Genomic DNA, 16,064 nt, shown 5'->3' on the forward strand with positions numbered 1-16,064 from the left:
CATTTACAGCACAAATTGTCGAATAGCATGGGCGACACCGTGTTCATCGTTTGTCCTCGTCACGATATCGCACATTTCTTTCACCTCAGGCTCGGCATTCCCCATTGCAACGGAAAGCCCTGCAGCTTCCAGCATTGGAACGTCATTGAAATTATCACCAATCGCAATCGTTTGTTCCAATGGGATATTGTAGTGCTTGGCAACAGCTTTTAATCCGTATCCTTTATTTCCCTTTTCATCCATTATTTCAACGTTGTAGTCACCTGATGTCGTAACCGCAATCCCAGCAATATTTTCTAATTGTTCCATAATTTCTTTTCTAGTATGTTGATTAAATTGCAAAATAAAAAACTTTTGGACCGATAAATCACCGCGGTTTATAACATCTTGTATATGACGAAAGTATCGATTATTGTCGGTCCTTTTTGGCTGCTCAATAAACTGTTTGTACTCAGATTCAAGCAAACATTTTGCCAGCTCCGGATTCGACTGCAGAGCAGAGCGAACTTTGGCGCTCCAGTCTTCCGGCATCCAAATACCATCATTTGTATAAAGTTTATACGGCACACCATAACTCTCCAAAATTTCGGCTACTTCCAACATGTTTTGTTTGTTCATTGAAATGTATTTCGGCTTTTCTCCTTCGATTACGACAACTGTTCCATTGCTTGCTGCAAATGGACATGCCAAATCATATTCGTCCAGCAGTTCACGAATACTCTCAGGCGCCCTGCCGGAGCAAATCATGATGATATTTCCCTCATTTTGTGCTTCCCGAATAGCTGTAAGATTTTCTTCTGATATGGATAAATTGGAAGATAGCAATGTCCCGTCTAAATCAATAGCTACTAATTTCATACTGTTTCCCCTTTTAACAAAGTAAAGTGATTATATTCATTATATATGATCCTTTATTTCTGACAACATGTCTTTCGTTTTTAATTGCGGTTTAGCTGGTTTGTGACTAAATCAAAATAAAATCCTTCTTTTTCCAGCAATTCATCATGAGATCCTTTTTCCACAATGCGGCCATCCTGGATAACAAATATTTGATCTGCTTTTTTAATCGTATTCAGCCGATGAGCGATCACAAAGCTTGTTCTCCCCTTCATCAGCCTCTCCAGCGCTTCTTGAATCTTTAATTCTGTTACAGTGTCAATGCTGCTTGTCGCTTCATCCAGCAATAAAATGGACGGATTTTTTAAAATCGCCCTCGCAATTGAAAGAAGTTGTTTTTGACCTTGACTGATGCTCGTTCCACCTTCGTTAATGATTGTATCATATTGATCAGGCAGGTTTTTAATAAATGAATGAGCATTTGCTAGCTTTGCCGCTTCCTCCACTTCCTCATCTGTTGCATCCAATCTTCCGTATCGGATATTTTCACGAATTGTCGTGTGAAACAAAAAAGGATCCTGCAATACAAACCCCATTGCTTGACGAAGTTCACTCCGTCTTAATTTGGAAATATCCTTTCCATCTATCAAAATTCTCCCTTCATTTACTTCATAAAAGCGTGCCAGTAAATTGATGATCGTTGTTTTTCCGGCGCCGGTGGCACCGACAAGGGCAACTGTTTCTCCCGGAGAAACATGAAAGCTAATATTTTTTATCGTTTGTCTCTCTTCCCCGTATGAAAAAGATACTCGATCAAACACAATGTCTCCTTTTATATTTGCGGATTGTACATATTCTCCAAAATCGGCTTCCTCTGCCTGCTCATCGAGCAAATCAAATACCCGCTCTGCACCGGCAACCGCAGATAATAATGTATTAAATTGATTGGCAAGATCATTTAAAGGCCGTGTAAACTGCCTGGCGTACTCCGCAAAAACAACAATCGTTCCGATGGTTATCCACCCTTTTAGAGCAAAGATTCCACCGAACCCTGCAATCAATGTAAAACTTAAATTGTTTAATACGTGCATAAGCTTTGGGATAAAACCGGAAATCGTCTGAGCCCAAAATGAAGATCTCCGCAGCCTTTCATTTTTTTCTAAAAACTCATGCATAACCCGGTTCTCTTGTGAAAAAGTTTTGACAATTCGCTGACCAGTGATGGTTTCTTCAATGTATCCATTCAGTTCTCCTAAACTTCGCTGCTGCTCTTTAAACAATTGTCCAGTCCGCCGGGTAATCCATTTCATACCTACAACCAATAAAGGAACAACTATTAAGGTGATGATTGTTAAAAAAGGGCTCATCCATAACATAACAGAAATAACACCAATTAATGTAAGAACACTGGATGAGATTTGAATCACTGAGCTGTTTAATGTCGAGCTGACGTTTTCAACATCATTGGTCATTCGGCTCATCAGCTCTCCCGTTTTTTTCTGATCAAAAAAAGAAATGGGAAGAAGGTGAAACTGGCGAAATAGATCGGATCTCATTTTATACACAGTATTTTGCGCCACTTTGATCATCCATATGTTTTGCAGCCAAATGGAAAGGGAATGCAATGCATAGATCAAAACAAGAACGACGAAAAAAAAGAAAAAGTGATTTCCGCTTTTTTCTACAATATAAATGTCGATCCCTTTCCCTACTAAAAAAGGCCCAAGGATTGTTAAAGCTGTGCTAATAAAAACCATGAGCAAAACGAAAAAAAACAAAACCTTTTGATCTGACATATATCCCCAAATTCTTTTTAATGTTCCTTTCCAGTCTTTAACTTTTGAAGAGCTTTTCTTCACTTTTGACTCATTTGTCAGCTTTAGTTTTTCATATCGGAAAGGTTCAATAAGACTTTTGAGCATGACGGATGCCATCCTTTCCATATTGTGATTCATAGATTTTTTGGTAAAGTGGAACGCTGCGTATTAATTCATCATGCCTTCCTTTCGCAAGCACCTTTCCGTTTTCTAGTAGCAAAATTTTATCAGCCGCCATCGCTGTTAAAATTTTTTGCGTAATGATCAAGGTCGTACATGGATATTTCATCAATGCTTGAAGCAGTTTTCTTTCCGTCTTTAAGTCTAAAGCACTCGTGCTGTCATCAAGCAGCAATATTTTTGGCTTTCGGACAAGCGCTCTGGCAATCGAAATTCGCTGCTTTTGCCCTCCGGAAAGATTCACGCCTTTTTGGCTGATAAGGGTATCATATCCATGAGGTAGCTTTAAAATCGTATCATGTATTTGGGCATCCTTTGCAGCAGCAATGATTTCTTCCATAGTAGCATCTTCTTTTCCCCATAAAATATTATCTTTTACCGTTCCAGTGAATAACAGCGATTCTTGCGGAACCATCCCAATTGACCTTCTTAAATGCTCAAGCTTGATCGTACGTATATCGAAACCGTCAATATAAACGGCTCCTTTTTCTAAGTCGTATAATCGCGGAATTAAATTGAGAAGAGTCGATTTGCCGGAGCCGGTAGCCCCCATCACCGCCATAGTTTCTCCAGCATTTACCGTAAACGATACATCATCAAGCACCTTAACGGCTGAATCCGGGTATGCAAAGGACACCGATCGAAATTCAATTTTTCCCTCTGTTATTTGATGACTTGATTCGGCAAGCTCATCAGTCAATTTTACTTCTGTTTGAAGCACCTCCGAAATCCTTAAGCTGGAGGCTTTTGCCCTGGAAAAACCAGAGACAATAAAAGACAGCATAGATAAAACAGAAATGATCCTCGTTGAATAATTGACGATCGCAACGACTTCACCTACTTTTACCTCACTTGGTCCAGCATGAGCCGCCCATAAAATAATTAAAATGCTTACATTCATTACAAAAAGCAAGACAGGCTGCATAATTTCCATAAAGCGGAGCACGAAAATTGTTTGGTCTTTTAAATCTTTGTTCGCCTTCTGAAAGCAATTAACTTCATAGTCATTTCGCAAAAAAGCTTTGATTAAGCGCATATTCGTCAAGTTTTCCTGTATGACTTTATTCACCGTATCCAGCTTTTCTTGCACGATTCGAAACATCGATCCTGCTCTTTTCATCACCCATAAAAGAAAAAAGATCAGGCACGGAAGAATGACGATGAGAATGAAGGATAAGGTAAAATTTACTGCTAGAGCCATAACCGCGCCGCCGATCACCAACAATGGAGCACGCAGCATAATCCGAAGTCCCATAAAAATTGTGTTTTGCACTTGGGAGACATCATTTGTCATCCTTGTAATGAAAGATGAATTGGAAAATTGATTATAGTTCGCAAATGAAAAGGATTGAATTTTCCCAAAAAGAACTTTTCTAATATCAAAGCCAAAGCTCTGGCTGACATGCGCCGCAAAAAATGAATTAATGATGCCTGCTGCAAAGGCAAGAGCCGATACACCAACCATCACCAACCCCCAATGGACGACAGCTGATAAATCCCTTTTCAAAATTCCATCATCTACAATTTTTGCCATAAACAAAGGCTGGACAAGCTCCACTGTCAGCTCGGTTAACATGAGAGCAAGAGCAATAACAACCGCCAAGCGGTACGGTTTTAAGAAAGACGCCACTTCTTTCATAAGCATAGCCTCCAAAAAGTATGAACGAAACTATTTATATTTTCCATCATACAACTTTATAAAAAAATTTTTAACTATTTTTACTTTTCCCTATTAAAGAAGGCAATTATATGTTTTTATGGGACGTGTGGTAATTCCAACTATTGTTTGAAAGCTGACGCATTCACAAGCAAGCAGGTTGTAATTCCAAATATTTTTTCGAAAGTGACAAAAATTAAGACGACCCCGAAAAGTTCGTTTGAACCTTCGGAGATCGTCCAGCTATGAAATATTTATTAACCTTTTTTTACTTCTTCTGGCACTTGCAAACCAAGACCTTCTGCAACGCGGGTTCCATATTCAGGATCTGCTTTGTAGAAGTGGCCGATTTGGCGGAGTTTTATTTCTTCCAGCTTAACTGGCTTCATTGAATTTACAATATTTTCAATAAGACGTACTCTTTCATCTTCACTCATGAGACGGTATAAGTCGCCCGCTTGAGTATAATGGTCATCATGGTCATAAGGAACGTTTTCCGCAACACCTGATACTGGGTATGATGCTTGTTTTGCTTCAGGTGTTTCTTTTGGACCGCCGAAGCTGTTTGGTTCATAATATACAGAGCCTCCGCCATTTGAGTCAAAGCGCATAAATCCATCGCGTTGATAGTTGTTCACTTCAACCCGCGGACGGTTGATTGGAAGTGAGTTATAGTTTGCCCCGATGCGGTAGCGATGTGCATCATGATATGCAAAGAGACGACCTTGCAGCATTTTGTCCGGCGATACATCGACTCCTGGAACTAGGTTTCCCGGTGAGAATGCAGCTTGCTCAACTTCTGCAAAATAGTTTTCAGGGTTTTTATTTAATACTAATTTTCCTACTTCAATTAATGGATAATCTTTGTGAGACCATACTTTTGTCACGTCAAATGGATCCCATCTGTATGTGTTGGCATCTTCAAGCGGCATGATTTGCACATAAAGCGTCCAAGAAGGATAGTCTCCGTTTTCAATCGCATTGAATAAATCCTCTGTATGATAATCCGGATTTTCTCCGGCAATTTTTACAGCTGTTTTCGTATCAAGGTTTTTTATACCTTGGTCAGTTTTGAAATGATATTTGATCCAGACGCTTTCCCCGTCTTCGTTTGTCCATTTAAATGTATGGCTTCCATAACCATTCATATGACGGTATGTTGCCGGAATTCCGCGATCTCCCATCAAATAAGTTACTTGGTGCAATGATTCAGGCGATAGAGACCAAAAATCCCATACGGCAGTAGGATTTTTCAAATGTGTTTTTGGATCGCGTTTTTGTGTGTGGATAAAATCAGGGAATTTAATCGCATCGCGAATGAAGAAAATCGGCGTGTTGTTTCCTACGATGTCATAGTTTCCTTCTTCTGTGTAAAACTTAACGGCAAAACCGCGCGGATCGCGGACCGTATCAGCGGAGCCAAGCTCACCTGCAACAGTTGAGAATCTTACAAATACTGGTGTTCGCTTGCCTACTCCGTTGAAGACTTTCGCTTTCGTATATTTTGACATATCATTTGTCACTTCAAAGTATCCGTGAGCACCGGCACCTTTTGCGTGAACAACTCGTTCAGGAACTCTTTCTCTATTAAAATGGGCTAGTTTTTCCAGAAGATGTACGTCTTGAATTAATGTCGGACCTCGATGGCCTGCTGTCATCGAATTTTGATTGTCCCCTACAGGAGCACCCCAGCTCGTCGTAAGCTTTTTATTCTCTCCCATTTACCGATCACCTCATAATTTAAAATAATATTTCTCTAATTATTACAACTATATGATAACATATTTTAATTAAAAATCAATAGTAAATTATAATAATTTTAATAAAAGAGTTTGAAACTGTTGATCTATCAATCAATGAACCTCGTTTATTATCAATTAGCCACTATTTTTTTCATTTTGTTCTGTTTATTTTCTTTGACAAGTTGTTAAAAAAATTGGCAGAAACGGCTGAGCAAATATAGCTCAGCCGCTACAAATTGAGAGGTTCTTATGGAAGCTATCGAATTGAAACTAAAAAACAACATACATAGTTGAAAAAGACCGTTGATCTCTCCGTGCAAAAACAGTCAGCCATTTTCATTTATGGCAAGATGCCATTTCATATTCCCAAGCAATATAGGATTCAACGCTAATATGAAAAAATGTTCGTATTCCACTTTATCTCTTTACGAAGAGATTCGCTCCGCTTTCCTTTCCATGCGGGAGCTTGGAATGAATAAAGACAGAAAAGCAGCTGCAAAGGCAAGCAGGCCTGTTGCAAGAAACACTTCATAAAAACCGATGTGATCTGCAATAAAGCCCGCTAACATCGGACCAGTGAAAATGCCGATTGCATAAAATGATTGATAAAAGCCCATTGCGGTCGTCCGATATGCTTCTTGACAGCTTTGAATAACCATCGCAAGCAGCAGCGGAAAAATAAAACCAAGCCAAAACCCTATGAAAATATGCATGAAGCAAATCCATAGAATCGAATTTGACAACGGCAACAGAAGATGAAATAATCCGCTTAAAATAAATGAAAGCAAAAGCAGTTGTTTTTGCTTTCGAACAGGAAAATAGGCAAGCAGCAATGATGCAGCTGCATGCGGAATAAAAAAGGAAGTGACGACCCAAAAAAACACGGACTCACTAAATCCGATTTTCGAGACATAAACCGGTGTAAATCCAAAAATCGTCATAAACAAAATTCCGTGTCCGGCAAGCGATAAAGCTGAGATGCCCCAAAGCGGCTTGATGCCGAGAACATATTTTAATTGACTCATATATTTGAAATCAATAAGATTCACCTTATCGCCGATTTCTTTAATGCGAAATGAAAGAATAAGACCCATCAAAGCCATGACGGTCCCAATGAGAAACGGCATTTCCCAGCCGAACCACTCTACAATTTTCCCGCTGATCGCCATGCTAATAAATTGGGAAACAACCGTCATAAACTGGAGAATTCCCATCGCTTTGGAAGATTGACTTTCCGTAAAATATTGAGCGTATAATGTAGTAGCCATTACCCACATCGACGCGGTAATTCCTGAAAGAAGTCGTGCAATAAAAATCGGGATAAATGATTGAAAGAAAAGAAACAGGATTCCGCTGGCAAACGCCATAAAAAAACCAGCTATAAGCATTCCTTTTCTCATTTGCCCTAAATAATCTGATAAAACTCCAAGAGGCAAACGAATCAAAATCTGGGTGATGCCGTAACTGCCAAAAATAATGCCAACAAGTGAATAATCAAACTGCAAATGTTCTAAATAAACCCCAAAGATTGGAACATAAATATAAATGGAAAACCAAAAGCAAAAGATAACTGTTAAAAAAATAATATGATCTTTTTTCCCTGCTATATTTATTTTTTGAACGTTCATCGCCAAAACCTTTCTATATAATTAAATAGGAATTTTTTGCTCTTTCCATTTTACGATATTTTTGAAATTATACAATATTCGAGTTTCACGAAAATCGTTTCTATAAATTTCCTATTCCAATAGTATAATTAAGATATATAGTGTTGTGGAGGGATATTATGACTGAGCTTTTAGTAGGATTGATCATTGGTATTTTCATCATGTTCATCGTTGTCAATATCAATAAAACGAAGAAAAAAAGATCATTAAAGCTTGTTCAAGAGGCTGTCCCGGCAGAATTAGCCTGCCGCATTCCAGAAGGGCTGCCAATTATCTCTCGTTTGGAAGACTCTCTAAACTCAGAATATATGGAAAAAGTAAAGAAAAGAGTGTTAGCAAATCATCCTAGTTGGACCGAAACGGACTTTAACTGGCGCCTATTTGAATTAAAAAGATATTTTTTATTGGCAGGAATTTTAAAATCAGTTCCAATGTTCAGCGATGAAGTGGATGAAATATGGCATGAAATGATTATGTTTACGAAAGAATACGAAAATTTTTCAAAAAAATTTTTTGGATCATTTCTGCATCACAGCCCTAATGTGGAACGGACACCGATTCCTCACGAAAGAGCCCTTTTTGATTGGATGTATTTGCACTTATTTGAAATCTATCCAAACAGCACGAAGCTGTGGGGAGGCTTTTTAAAAAATCCGCTAAGCAAAACACTTTTGGAAGAAGTTCGCTCAGCTAGTGACGAAAAACTGTTTGATAAATATTTTCGTTCGTTTGACCCGATCAAGCCATTACAAACAAAGCTGCTTGAACAGCTGAAAAACGATATTGAAAAAGCAGAAGAAATGAAACGACAAAACAAATCGCTCCGCAAGGAAATAAAAACAGACGATACGTACTCGATGCTGCTACCGGCTATGGTATTTTTATCGCTGTACGAGCAGGACAGTTATACAGAAAAAATGTCGCAGCTTTTGAATAAGGATGCAGGGACAAGCGGAGGTTCTGTTTATGCATGCGGGGCTGCACTCAGCGATTCCAATGATCATTCAGGGGGTTCCGGATGCTCTTCTTCAGGATGCTCCAGTTCAAATTGCGGAAGCAGCTGCGGCGGAGGATGCGGCAGCAGCTAAGGAAATGTTCATAACCACACTCTTTTAAAGGTGAGCGCGATGAGCAGAAACCGGCAAAGTGCCGATTCTTGTTTTCGATTTTAAAAGCCCATATGCGCATTTTTTCTATGCTGCAAACAGCTGCCCTTCAAAATACCATTAGATCTACTATGCATCCATTTTTACAGTACATAAGGGTAGCTTATGCCGTATATGTTCCAACAACAGCTCGTTCTTGCTTCAAAGATCAGATTTCGCAAAAATCATTAAAAAACCATCGCCTCCCAAATTGAGGATGGCGATGGTTTCCTTTTATTTCGAGTGCATTTTAAATTCTAAAAATAAATCATTATAATAGGAAAGCATTCGTTTCCCTAGGTTTTCATACACTTCCAATTTATCCGTTAATTCAGGGGACGGGTAAAACCGCTCATCTTCAGAAATCTCTTTCGGCAAGTATTCAAGCGCCTTTTCATTTGGAGTAGAGTAGCCGACATATTCAGCATTTTGCGCAGCCACTTTCGGGTCTAGCATAAAGTTGATAAATTTATGAGCGCCTTCTATGTTTTTGGCCGTTTTCGGAATAACCATATTATCAAACCAAAGATTAGAGCCTTCTTTCGGCACCACGTAATCTAGCTTCTCATTTTCCCACATGATATCTGCAGCATCTCCCGACCAGACGAGAGCGGCACCTGCTTCTTCGTTTGCCATCAGCATTTTGATTTCATCTCCAACGATCGCCTTCACGTTTGGAGTCAGTTTATCCAGTTTCTTTTTCGCTTCTAGCAAATGGTCTTTGTTCGTATCATTCAACGAGTAACCAAGACTGTTCAATCCCATTCCGATTACCTCTCGGGCGCCGTCGACAAGAAGTATTTGATTTTTCATATCTTTATCCCATAAATCATTCCAGCTGTCGATCTTTTTTCCCCCGAGAGCTTCCGGATTATACAAAATGCCGACCGTTCCCCAAAAATATGGAATGGAATATTTATTCCCCGGATCAAACGATAAATTTAGAAAACGGGGGTTGATATATTTTAAATTAGGAATTTTCGAATGATCAATAGGAATAAGAAGACCTTCTTCCTTCATTTTGCTAATGGCATACTCAGAAGGGACGGCAATATCAAATGTTGTTCCTCCTTGGGAAATTTTTGTCATCATCGCTTCATTAGAATCAAATGTTTGGTAAATCACTTTTATACCTGTTTCTTTTTCAAAACGGTCGATCAATTCCGGATCAATATATTCTCCCCAGTTGTAAATCGTAAGGGTATTATCACCGGAGTAGCCTTCAGATGCATTCAGTCTCGCAATAAAAAACAGGATGGCAAACGAAGCGATAAATACTATCGCAAACATCTGCACAATTTTTTTCATTTCCGTCCCCCCAATCTTCCCGGACGATTATAGCGCAGCGTGATGAAATAATAGCCGATCACAAGCAAAATCGTTAAAAGGAAAATGAGTGTTGACAAAGCATTAATGGTAAGGGAAATGCCTTGTCGAGCCATTGAATATATTTCAACAGATAAAGTGGAAAAACCATTTCCAGTAACAAAGAATGTAACGGCGAAATCGTCCAAAGAATAGGTTAAAGCCATAAAAAATCCAGCAAAAATCCCAGGGGTAATATAGGGGATTACTACTTTTGTTATGACATTCCACTGGCTCGCCCCTAAATCTCTTGCCGCATCGATTAATGTCGGGCTCATTTCCTGAAGCTTTGGCAATACCATCAATACGACAATCGGCACACTAAAGGCGATATGAGACAGCAAAACAGAAATAAAACCAAGCTGAATGCCGACAATGGTAAACAAAATTAAAAAGGAAGCTCCGATGATGACATCAGGACTGACTAATAGAACATTATTTAACGAAAGCAATGTATTTTTCACCCGTCTTGTTTTGACGGAGTAAATGGCGAGCGCACCGAAAACGCCGATGATCGTTGAAATCGCCGCAGAAAGCAAAGCAATTACAATCGTATTCAGTACAATAATCAACAGACGCACATCCTGCAGGACTTCTTTATACCAGTCCAACGTAAAATTTTCAAAATGATGCATTTTTCCGCCGCTGTTAAACGAGTAATAAATAAGGTAGAAAATCGGAGCGTATAAGATGAAAAATACGATGATTAAATATATATTTGAAACCTTCCATTTTCTGTTCATTTTTCATCCCTCACTTCCGATTTCCTGTTAAAAACATGATGATCACCATTGCAAGAATTAAAAAGACCGCAATGGTTGCTCCCATTCCCCAGTTTTGAGTAACTAGGAAATGCTGCTCTATTGCTGTGCCAAGCGTAATTACCCGGTTTCCTGCAATCAAGCGGGTAATCATAAATAACGATAATGCAGGAATAAACACTGCTTGGCATCCGGATTTAACACCGTCCAGCGTCAGCGGAAAAATGACCCGGCGGAACGTAATCCAAGGGGATGCTCCGAGATCCTTAGCTGCATCTACAAGCGTTGGATTTAATTTTTCTAAAGCATTAAAAATCGGCAAAATCATAAATGGAACGAAAATATAGACAGAAACAAACACAAAGCTGAAATCTGTAAATAATATTTGTTTAGCACCGACACCAATTAATTCCAAAAAATGATTGGCTATTCCATAGGTTCCAAAAATGCCGAGAAAGGCGTATGCTTTTAACAGCAAATTGATCCACATCGGCAAAATGATTAACAAAAGCCAAAGCTGCTTATGTTTTGTTTTCGTTAATAAAAGAGCTGTCGGATAAGCGATCAATAGCGAAAAGGCTGTAATTAAAAACGCATACCAAAATGAGCTTAACGCCATTTTCAAATAGACCGGCGTGAAAAATTTCTCGTAGTTTTCAAAAGAAAATGTTCCTTCAATGTTAAAAAACGAATAAAAAATGATAAGCAGAATCGGAACGACAACAAATAGTAAGATCCATAACACATATGGTAAGAAGTATAAAGCGCGAATATTACTTTTCATCGGCAACACCAATACGAGAATTTTCTTCTAAACGCATAACGTGTATTGCTTCCGGTTCAAAATAAAGACCAATTTCATCGCCGACTTCTGCCTTTTTTGTAGAATGAACAAGCCACTCGTTGCCATCCTTATCATAACAGCAAATTTCATAATGAACTCCTCTAAACAGCTGGGAATCCACATAAACCTTCAGCTTTCCTTTTTCAGGTGTTGTTATTTCCAAGTCCTCCGGTCGAATTACCACTTCTACGTCCTCGTTCGGAGCAAAGCCTTTATCAACACATTCAAACTGCTTTCCGACAAATTCAACAAGATAATCTTGAATCATTTTTCCTGCGACAATATTCGATTCTCCGATAAAGTCTGCCACAAAGCGGTTAACAGGTTCATCATAAATATCTTTCGGCGTTCCACTTTGCTGAATTTTCCCCTTATTTAAAACAAAGATTTCATCAGACATTGCAAGAGCTTCCTCTTGGTCGTGTGTGACAAAAATAAATGTAATGCCGAGCCGGCGCTGAAGCTCCCGCAGCTCGTACTGCATTTCCGTGCGCAGCTTTAAATCAAGAGCTGACAACGGTTCGTCTAACAGAAGCACTTCCGGTTCATTGACTATCGCTCTCGCAATGGCGACCCGCTGCCGCTGTCCTCCTGACATCTCCTGAATGTTCCGTTGTTCATAGCCAGATAAGTTTACAAAACGAAGGGCATCTTTTACTTTTTGTTCGATGATATCCTTTTTCATTTTTTTAATTCTAAGGCCAAAGGCAACATTTTCAAACACATTCAGATGCGGAAAAAGGGCATAATCTTGAAACACTGTATTGACTTGACGTTTGTTCGGCGTTACATGGTTAATATTTTTTCCGTTAAAATAAATCGTGCCGCTGGTCGGTTCCGTAAATCCCGCAATTAGACGGAGAATGGTTGTTTTTCCGCATCCTGAAGGTCCAAGCAACGTGTAAAATTTTCCGCGTTCGATTTCAAAACTTACATTATCCAATACTGGCAAATCATCATCATATTTTTTTGTCACTTGTTCAAAACGAATAATTGTTTTATTGTTCATTAACGTTTCCTCCAACCGCATCAAGAATTATAAATAAGATTCAGTTGCCACTAAAATTACTTGCGACATGCTTTCTGCCTCATTGACAATTTGATGCTCATCGGATGCATGATAATAAATGGATTCTCCTTCCTTTGCCACATACTTTTTTGTTCCGATCCGAACTTTTATTGTTCCTTTCAGAACATAGGCAAACGTTTCAGATAAGGATGGTTCAAAAACTTTAAACTCTCCTTTTTCAAACAACGTTAAAAGAATCGGCTCCATTTCTTTTTCATTTGATTCAGGAACAATCCATTCAACCTTATATCCTCTCTCTTGGTCAATAAATACTTTTCGTTCTTCTTTGCCGTAAACTACTTTTTGCTCGGCATCCTCATCATCGAAAAAATCTTTTGGATTGCATCCCAGCACATCCAATATATTCAGAAACGTTTCCAATGAGGGAGAGCTTAAATCTCTTTCCAATTGGGAAATGTATCCTTTAGACAAATCGGTTCGTTCGCTTAGCTCTTCTTGCGTCAGACCTTTTTTTATCCGCAAATTTCGAATTTTCCTCCCAATTTTCATCATAACAACCTCATTTGTTTAATACTAGTAAACTTTTTGTTAAAAAAAATTAATATATTTATCGAAAATTGTTTATTTCACGACGATTTATTATACACAATTACACAAAAAACACAATAAAAAATTTTCAAAAAATCGAGTAGGAGGGAGCGATTAACTCCCGTCCTCTCACACCACCGTACGTACGGTTCCGTATACGGCGGTTCAATTAAGATAATTGACGCAAGTCTTTATAACTTCCGTGAATAGCTGTTCTCTTTATGCCAGTGGTCACTCCACCCTCCAAGAGATCTCCCACGGGATTCACCGCTTCCTCCCTCAAGTGAGGTACTACGTTTTCTGTGTTCATCATGACTCACTGAATGCCAAGGGCTATTCTCTCTTAATTGTTCGGTCCTTCTTAGTTGTTCTAGACCAACTAATACTATGACCTCTGCTGACTTCTGACTGTTCAGCTATCTATCACTAGATAGGTTACCAAGGTTACTTGGCGTGCCAGCCAGACCTCCCCGGGTAAGAGTGTAATCTTTCCTTCCATCCATCTGCTTCATTTACTCTGTATCACCTTCGGCAGAAAGGGCTTTGTTTTGTCTTGCAAACTCACCCAGTGATACCTAGCCTCATATGAAGTTCGTGTTCCTCAGACCGGAAGTTTGCCGCTCGCTTCCTTCAGATTCCGCGTCACCACGGACACCCTTGCGTTAAGCTAACTGCTACTTCTGCCTTCGCAGCTCGGGACTTTCACCCTATAGATTACACCCATGCCGGGCGCACAAGAAGGAAATTTTAGTTGATCTTCAACTAAAATTTCCTTCTGTTTAAAAATCCTTAATTGTCAGAAATGAGGCCACTACATCTGGATCAAAATGCGTATTTTGATGCTCCACTAAAAAATTCAACGCTTTTTCAATCGGCCATGCAACTTTATATGGACGGCTGCTCGTTAAAGCCTCAAACACATCGACAACCGCAACAATTCTAGCTTCTAAAGGAATTTCTGCTCCTTTCAAGTTTTTCGGATATCCCGTTCCATTCCATTTTTCATGGTGAAAGAGAATAATATTTTCGGCCACTTTATAGCTTTGCCTTAAAAAGTTATCTTTCAGTTTGCTTGTTATTTTTTTCAAAATGTCAAAGCCTATTAACGGATGCGTCTCCATAATTAAGCGTTCATATTTTGTTAGCGGTCCTGGTTTATATAAAATTCCTTCAGGTATGCCAGCTTTTCCTATATCATGCAAAATGCTGGAATAAGCAACATTTCTCATATATTCTTCTGATAAATTAAGATTATGATAGCTGTTGTGAGCATAAATGAGCTTTTCAGTTAGTTTTCGAACGTTGATCAAATGATCCTCAATGCTTGGATCTTGAATTTCACAAGAAATCGCCAGCACTTCCAATATTGATTTTTTTGTTTCTTCTATTTGCTCCTGCGGAACGTATGCTCCGCTGTCCAGCTGCTCCAATTCCCGAAAAATTCCTACAAAAAACAGTTCATCTTCTATTAGAATAGGAGTTATCGTTATAGATGAGTGCCATAATTCTCCTGATTTCTTACGATTCACAAAAACACCGGACCAAGGCTTTTTTTCCGATAATGCTTTTTTCATCGAAGCATAAGTTTGCTCCGGGGTCAAATGAGATTTAATGACACCTGCTCTTCTGCCGACAATGAAATCCTTTTTATATCCCGTTATTTGTTCATACGCATCGTTAACAGCGACGACAACATGATCTTTATCTGTCACAATGACAGCATCAGCCAGTTGAAGATAAGGAGACAATAAGTTTTCTACATTCATGTTTTTAAATCCCTTTCCCAAATCTCATCTTGCAAACTATTCATTTAAAGGGATAATCTCATATTATTGGTTCGGTTCATAGATGCTCCACGTTAATTTCACCGAATTTACAATTTCATCTGCTACTGTTTCAGGATCAAGATTATTGGTCGATACTTTTGAGTTATGGAGAGAGTATGCATTTTGTCGTTTTATAAACAATTTTTCAATTTCCTCCATTGATTTTTCCTTTAAAAGAGGGCGGTTCTCGACTAAAAGCGGCATTCGATCCTTCCAGCTGTCCCAAGATAAATCCAGCAAAAAGACGATGCAGTTTGATAAACAAGCATTGCGGACCTCTTCTTGTAAATAGGCTCCCCCTCCTAAAGATACAACCTTCAAGCGTGTGTTCGTGCAAATATCAACAATATACTCCTTTTCGATTTTTCGGAAATAATCTTCGCCAAATTTTTGAAATATTAACGAGATGGGCATATTTTGCTTTTTTTCAATCTCCTGATCCACATCAATGAAATCTCGGTACAGCTTTTTCGCGACCAACTGGCCAATAGTCGTTTTGCCGACTCCCATAAATCCAATTAAAACAATATTTTTTTCCCGAAGAGGGATTTCTACATGTTCCTTCATAACGCATCCACTTCCCTAGATTTCTTCATCATGGTGTG

The 16,064-nt window shown here is 38.9% G+C and carries 13 protein-coding genes; 1 reads left to right on the forward strand and 12 read right to left on the reverse strand.

Annotated features, from left to right (window positions below):
- Nucleotides 1-3: 3 nt before the first annotated feature.
- The 5 genes from NSS70_RS17820 to NSS70_RS17840 form a co-directional block, all read right to left on the reverse strand.
- Nucleotides 4-858 carry a Cof-type HAD-IIB family hydrolase gene (locus NSS70_RS17820; protein WP_340882108.1) on the reverse strand — a complete coding sequence of 285 codons (855 nt, stop codon included), beginning with the start codon at nt 856-858 and terminating at the stop codon, nt 4-6.
- An 80-nt stretch (nt 859-938) separates the two neighbouring features.
- Nucleotides 939-2,759 carry an ABC transporter ATP-binding protein gene (locus NSS70_RS17825; protein WP_340882109.1) on the reverse strand — a complete coding sequence of 607 codons (1,821 nt, stop codon included), beginning with the start codon at nt 2,757-2,759 and terminating at the stop codon, nt 939-941.
- Nucleotides 2,740-4,473, reverse strand: coding sequence for an ABC transporter ATP-binding protein (locus NSS70_RS17830; RefSeq protein ID WP_340882110.1), 1,734 nt, complete (start codon nt 4,471-4,473; stop codon nt 2,740-2,742). Before NSS70_RS17830 ends, NSS70_RS17825 begins: the two co-directional genes overlap by 20 nt.
- A 275-nt stretch (nt 4,474-4,748) precedes the next feature.
- Nucleotides 4,749-6,212: a catalase KatA gene (gene katA / locus NSS70_RS17835; protein WP_066250008.1), complete on the reverse strand. Its 1,464-nt coding sequence runs from the start codon at nt 6,210-6,212 to the stop codon at nt 4,749-4,751.
- A gap of 446 nt (nt 6,213-6,658) precedes the next feature.
- The gene (locus NSS70_RS17840) at nt 6,659-7,861 is read right to left on the reverse strand and encodes an MFS transporter (protein ID WP_340882115.1); all 1,203 of its coding nucleotides are present in this window, start codon (nt 7,859-7,861) and stop codon (nt 6,659-6,661) included.
- Nucleotides 7,862-8,019: 158 nt separating this feature from the next.
- On the opposite strand from NSS70_RS17840, the gene NSS70_RS17845 reads away from it, so the two are divergent.
- Nucleotides 8,020-8,988 (forward strand): hypothetical protein, encoded by a 969-nt coding sequence (locus NSS70_RS17845; RefSeq protein ID WP_094244440.1) that lies wholly within the window; start codon nt 8,020-8,022, stop codon nt 8,986-8,988.
- A 291-nt stretch (nt 8,989-9,279) separates the two neighbouring features.
- On the opposite strand, the gene NSS70_RS17850 is transcribed toward NSS70_RS17845, so the two are convergent.
- The 7 genes from NSS70_RS17850 to NSS70_RS17880 all read right to left on the reverse strand — a co-directional run bounded on the left by NSS70_RS17850 (nt 9,280) and on the right by NSS70_RS17880 (nt 16,026).
- Nucleotides 9,280-10,335 (reverse strand): ABC transporter substrate-binding protein, encoded by a 1,056-nt coding sequence (locus NSS70_RS17850; RefSeq protein ID WP_395994391.1) that lies wholly within the window; start codon nt 10,333-10,335, stop codon nt 9,280-9,282.
- 14 nt (nt 10,336-10,349) lie between these two features.
- On the reverse strand, nt 10,350-11,153 hold the full coding sequence (locus NSS70_RS17855) for an ABC transporter permease (protein WP_130157449.1): 804 nt from the start codon (nt 11,151-11,153) through the stop codon (nt 10,350-10,352).
- 10 nt (nt 11,154-11,163) lie between these two features.
- On the reverse strand, nt 11,164-11,955 hold the full coding sequence (locus NSS70_RS17860) for an ABC transporter permease (protein WP_339210414.1): 792 nt from the start codon (nt 11,953-11,955) through the stop codon (nt 11,164-11,166).
- Nucleotides 11,945-13,024 carry an ABC transporter ATP-binding protein gene (locus NSS70_RS17865; RefSeq protein WP_063386811.1) on the reverse strand — a complete coding sequence of 360 codons (1,080 nt, stop codon included), beginning with the start codon at nt 13,022-13,024 and terminating at the stop codon, nt 11,945-11,947. Before NSS70_RS17865 ends, NSS70_RS17860 begins: the two co-directional genes overlap by 11 nt.
- Before the next feature lie 27 nt (nt 13,025-13,051).
- Entirely contained in the window at nt 13,052-13,594 is a 543-nt protein-coding gene (locus tag NSS70_RS17870; RefSeq protein ID WP_066250024.1) for a helix-turn-helix domain-containing protein, read from the reverse strand.
- Between the two features lie 818 nt (nt 13,595-14,412).
- Nucleotides 14,413-15,399, reverse strand: a complete 987-nt coding sequence (locus NSS70_RS17875) for an HD domain-containing phosphohydrolase (protein ID WP_063386813.1) — start codon at nt 15,397-15,399, stop codon at nt 14,413-14,415.
- 63 nt (nt 15,400-15,462) lie between these two features.
- Nucleotides 15,463-16,026, reverse strand: coding sequence for a shikimate kinase (locus tag NSS70_RS17880; RefSeq protein WP_063386814.1), 564 nt, complete (start codon nt 16,024-16,026; stop codon nt 15,463-15,465).
- Nucleotides 16,027-16,064 lie beyond the last annotated feature (38 nt).

It is taken from the genome of Aeribacillus sp. FSL K6-2848, assembly GCF_038004325.1.
In the GTDB taxonomy this organism is placed as follows: Bacteria; Bacillota; Bacilli; order Bacillales; family Aeribacillaceae; genus Aeribacillus; species Aeribacillus composti.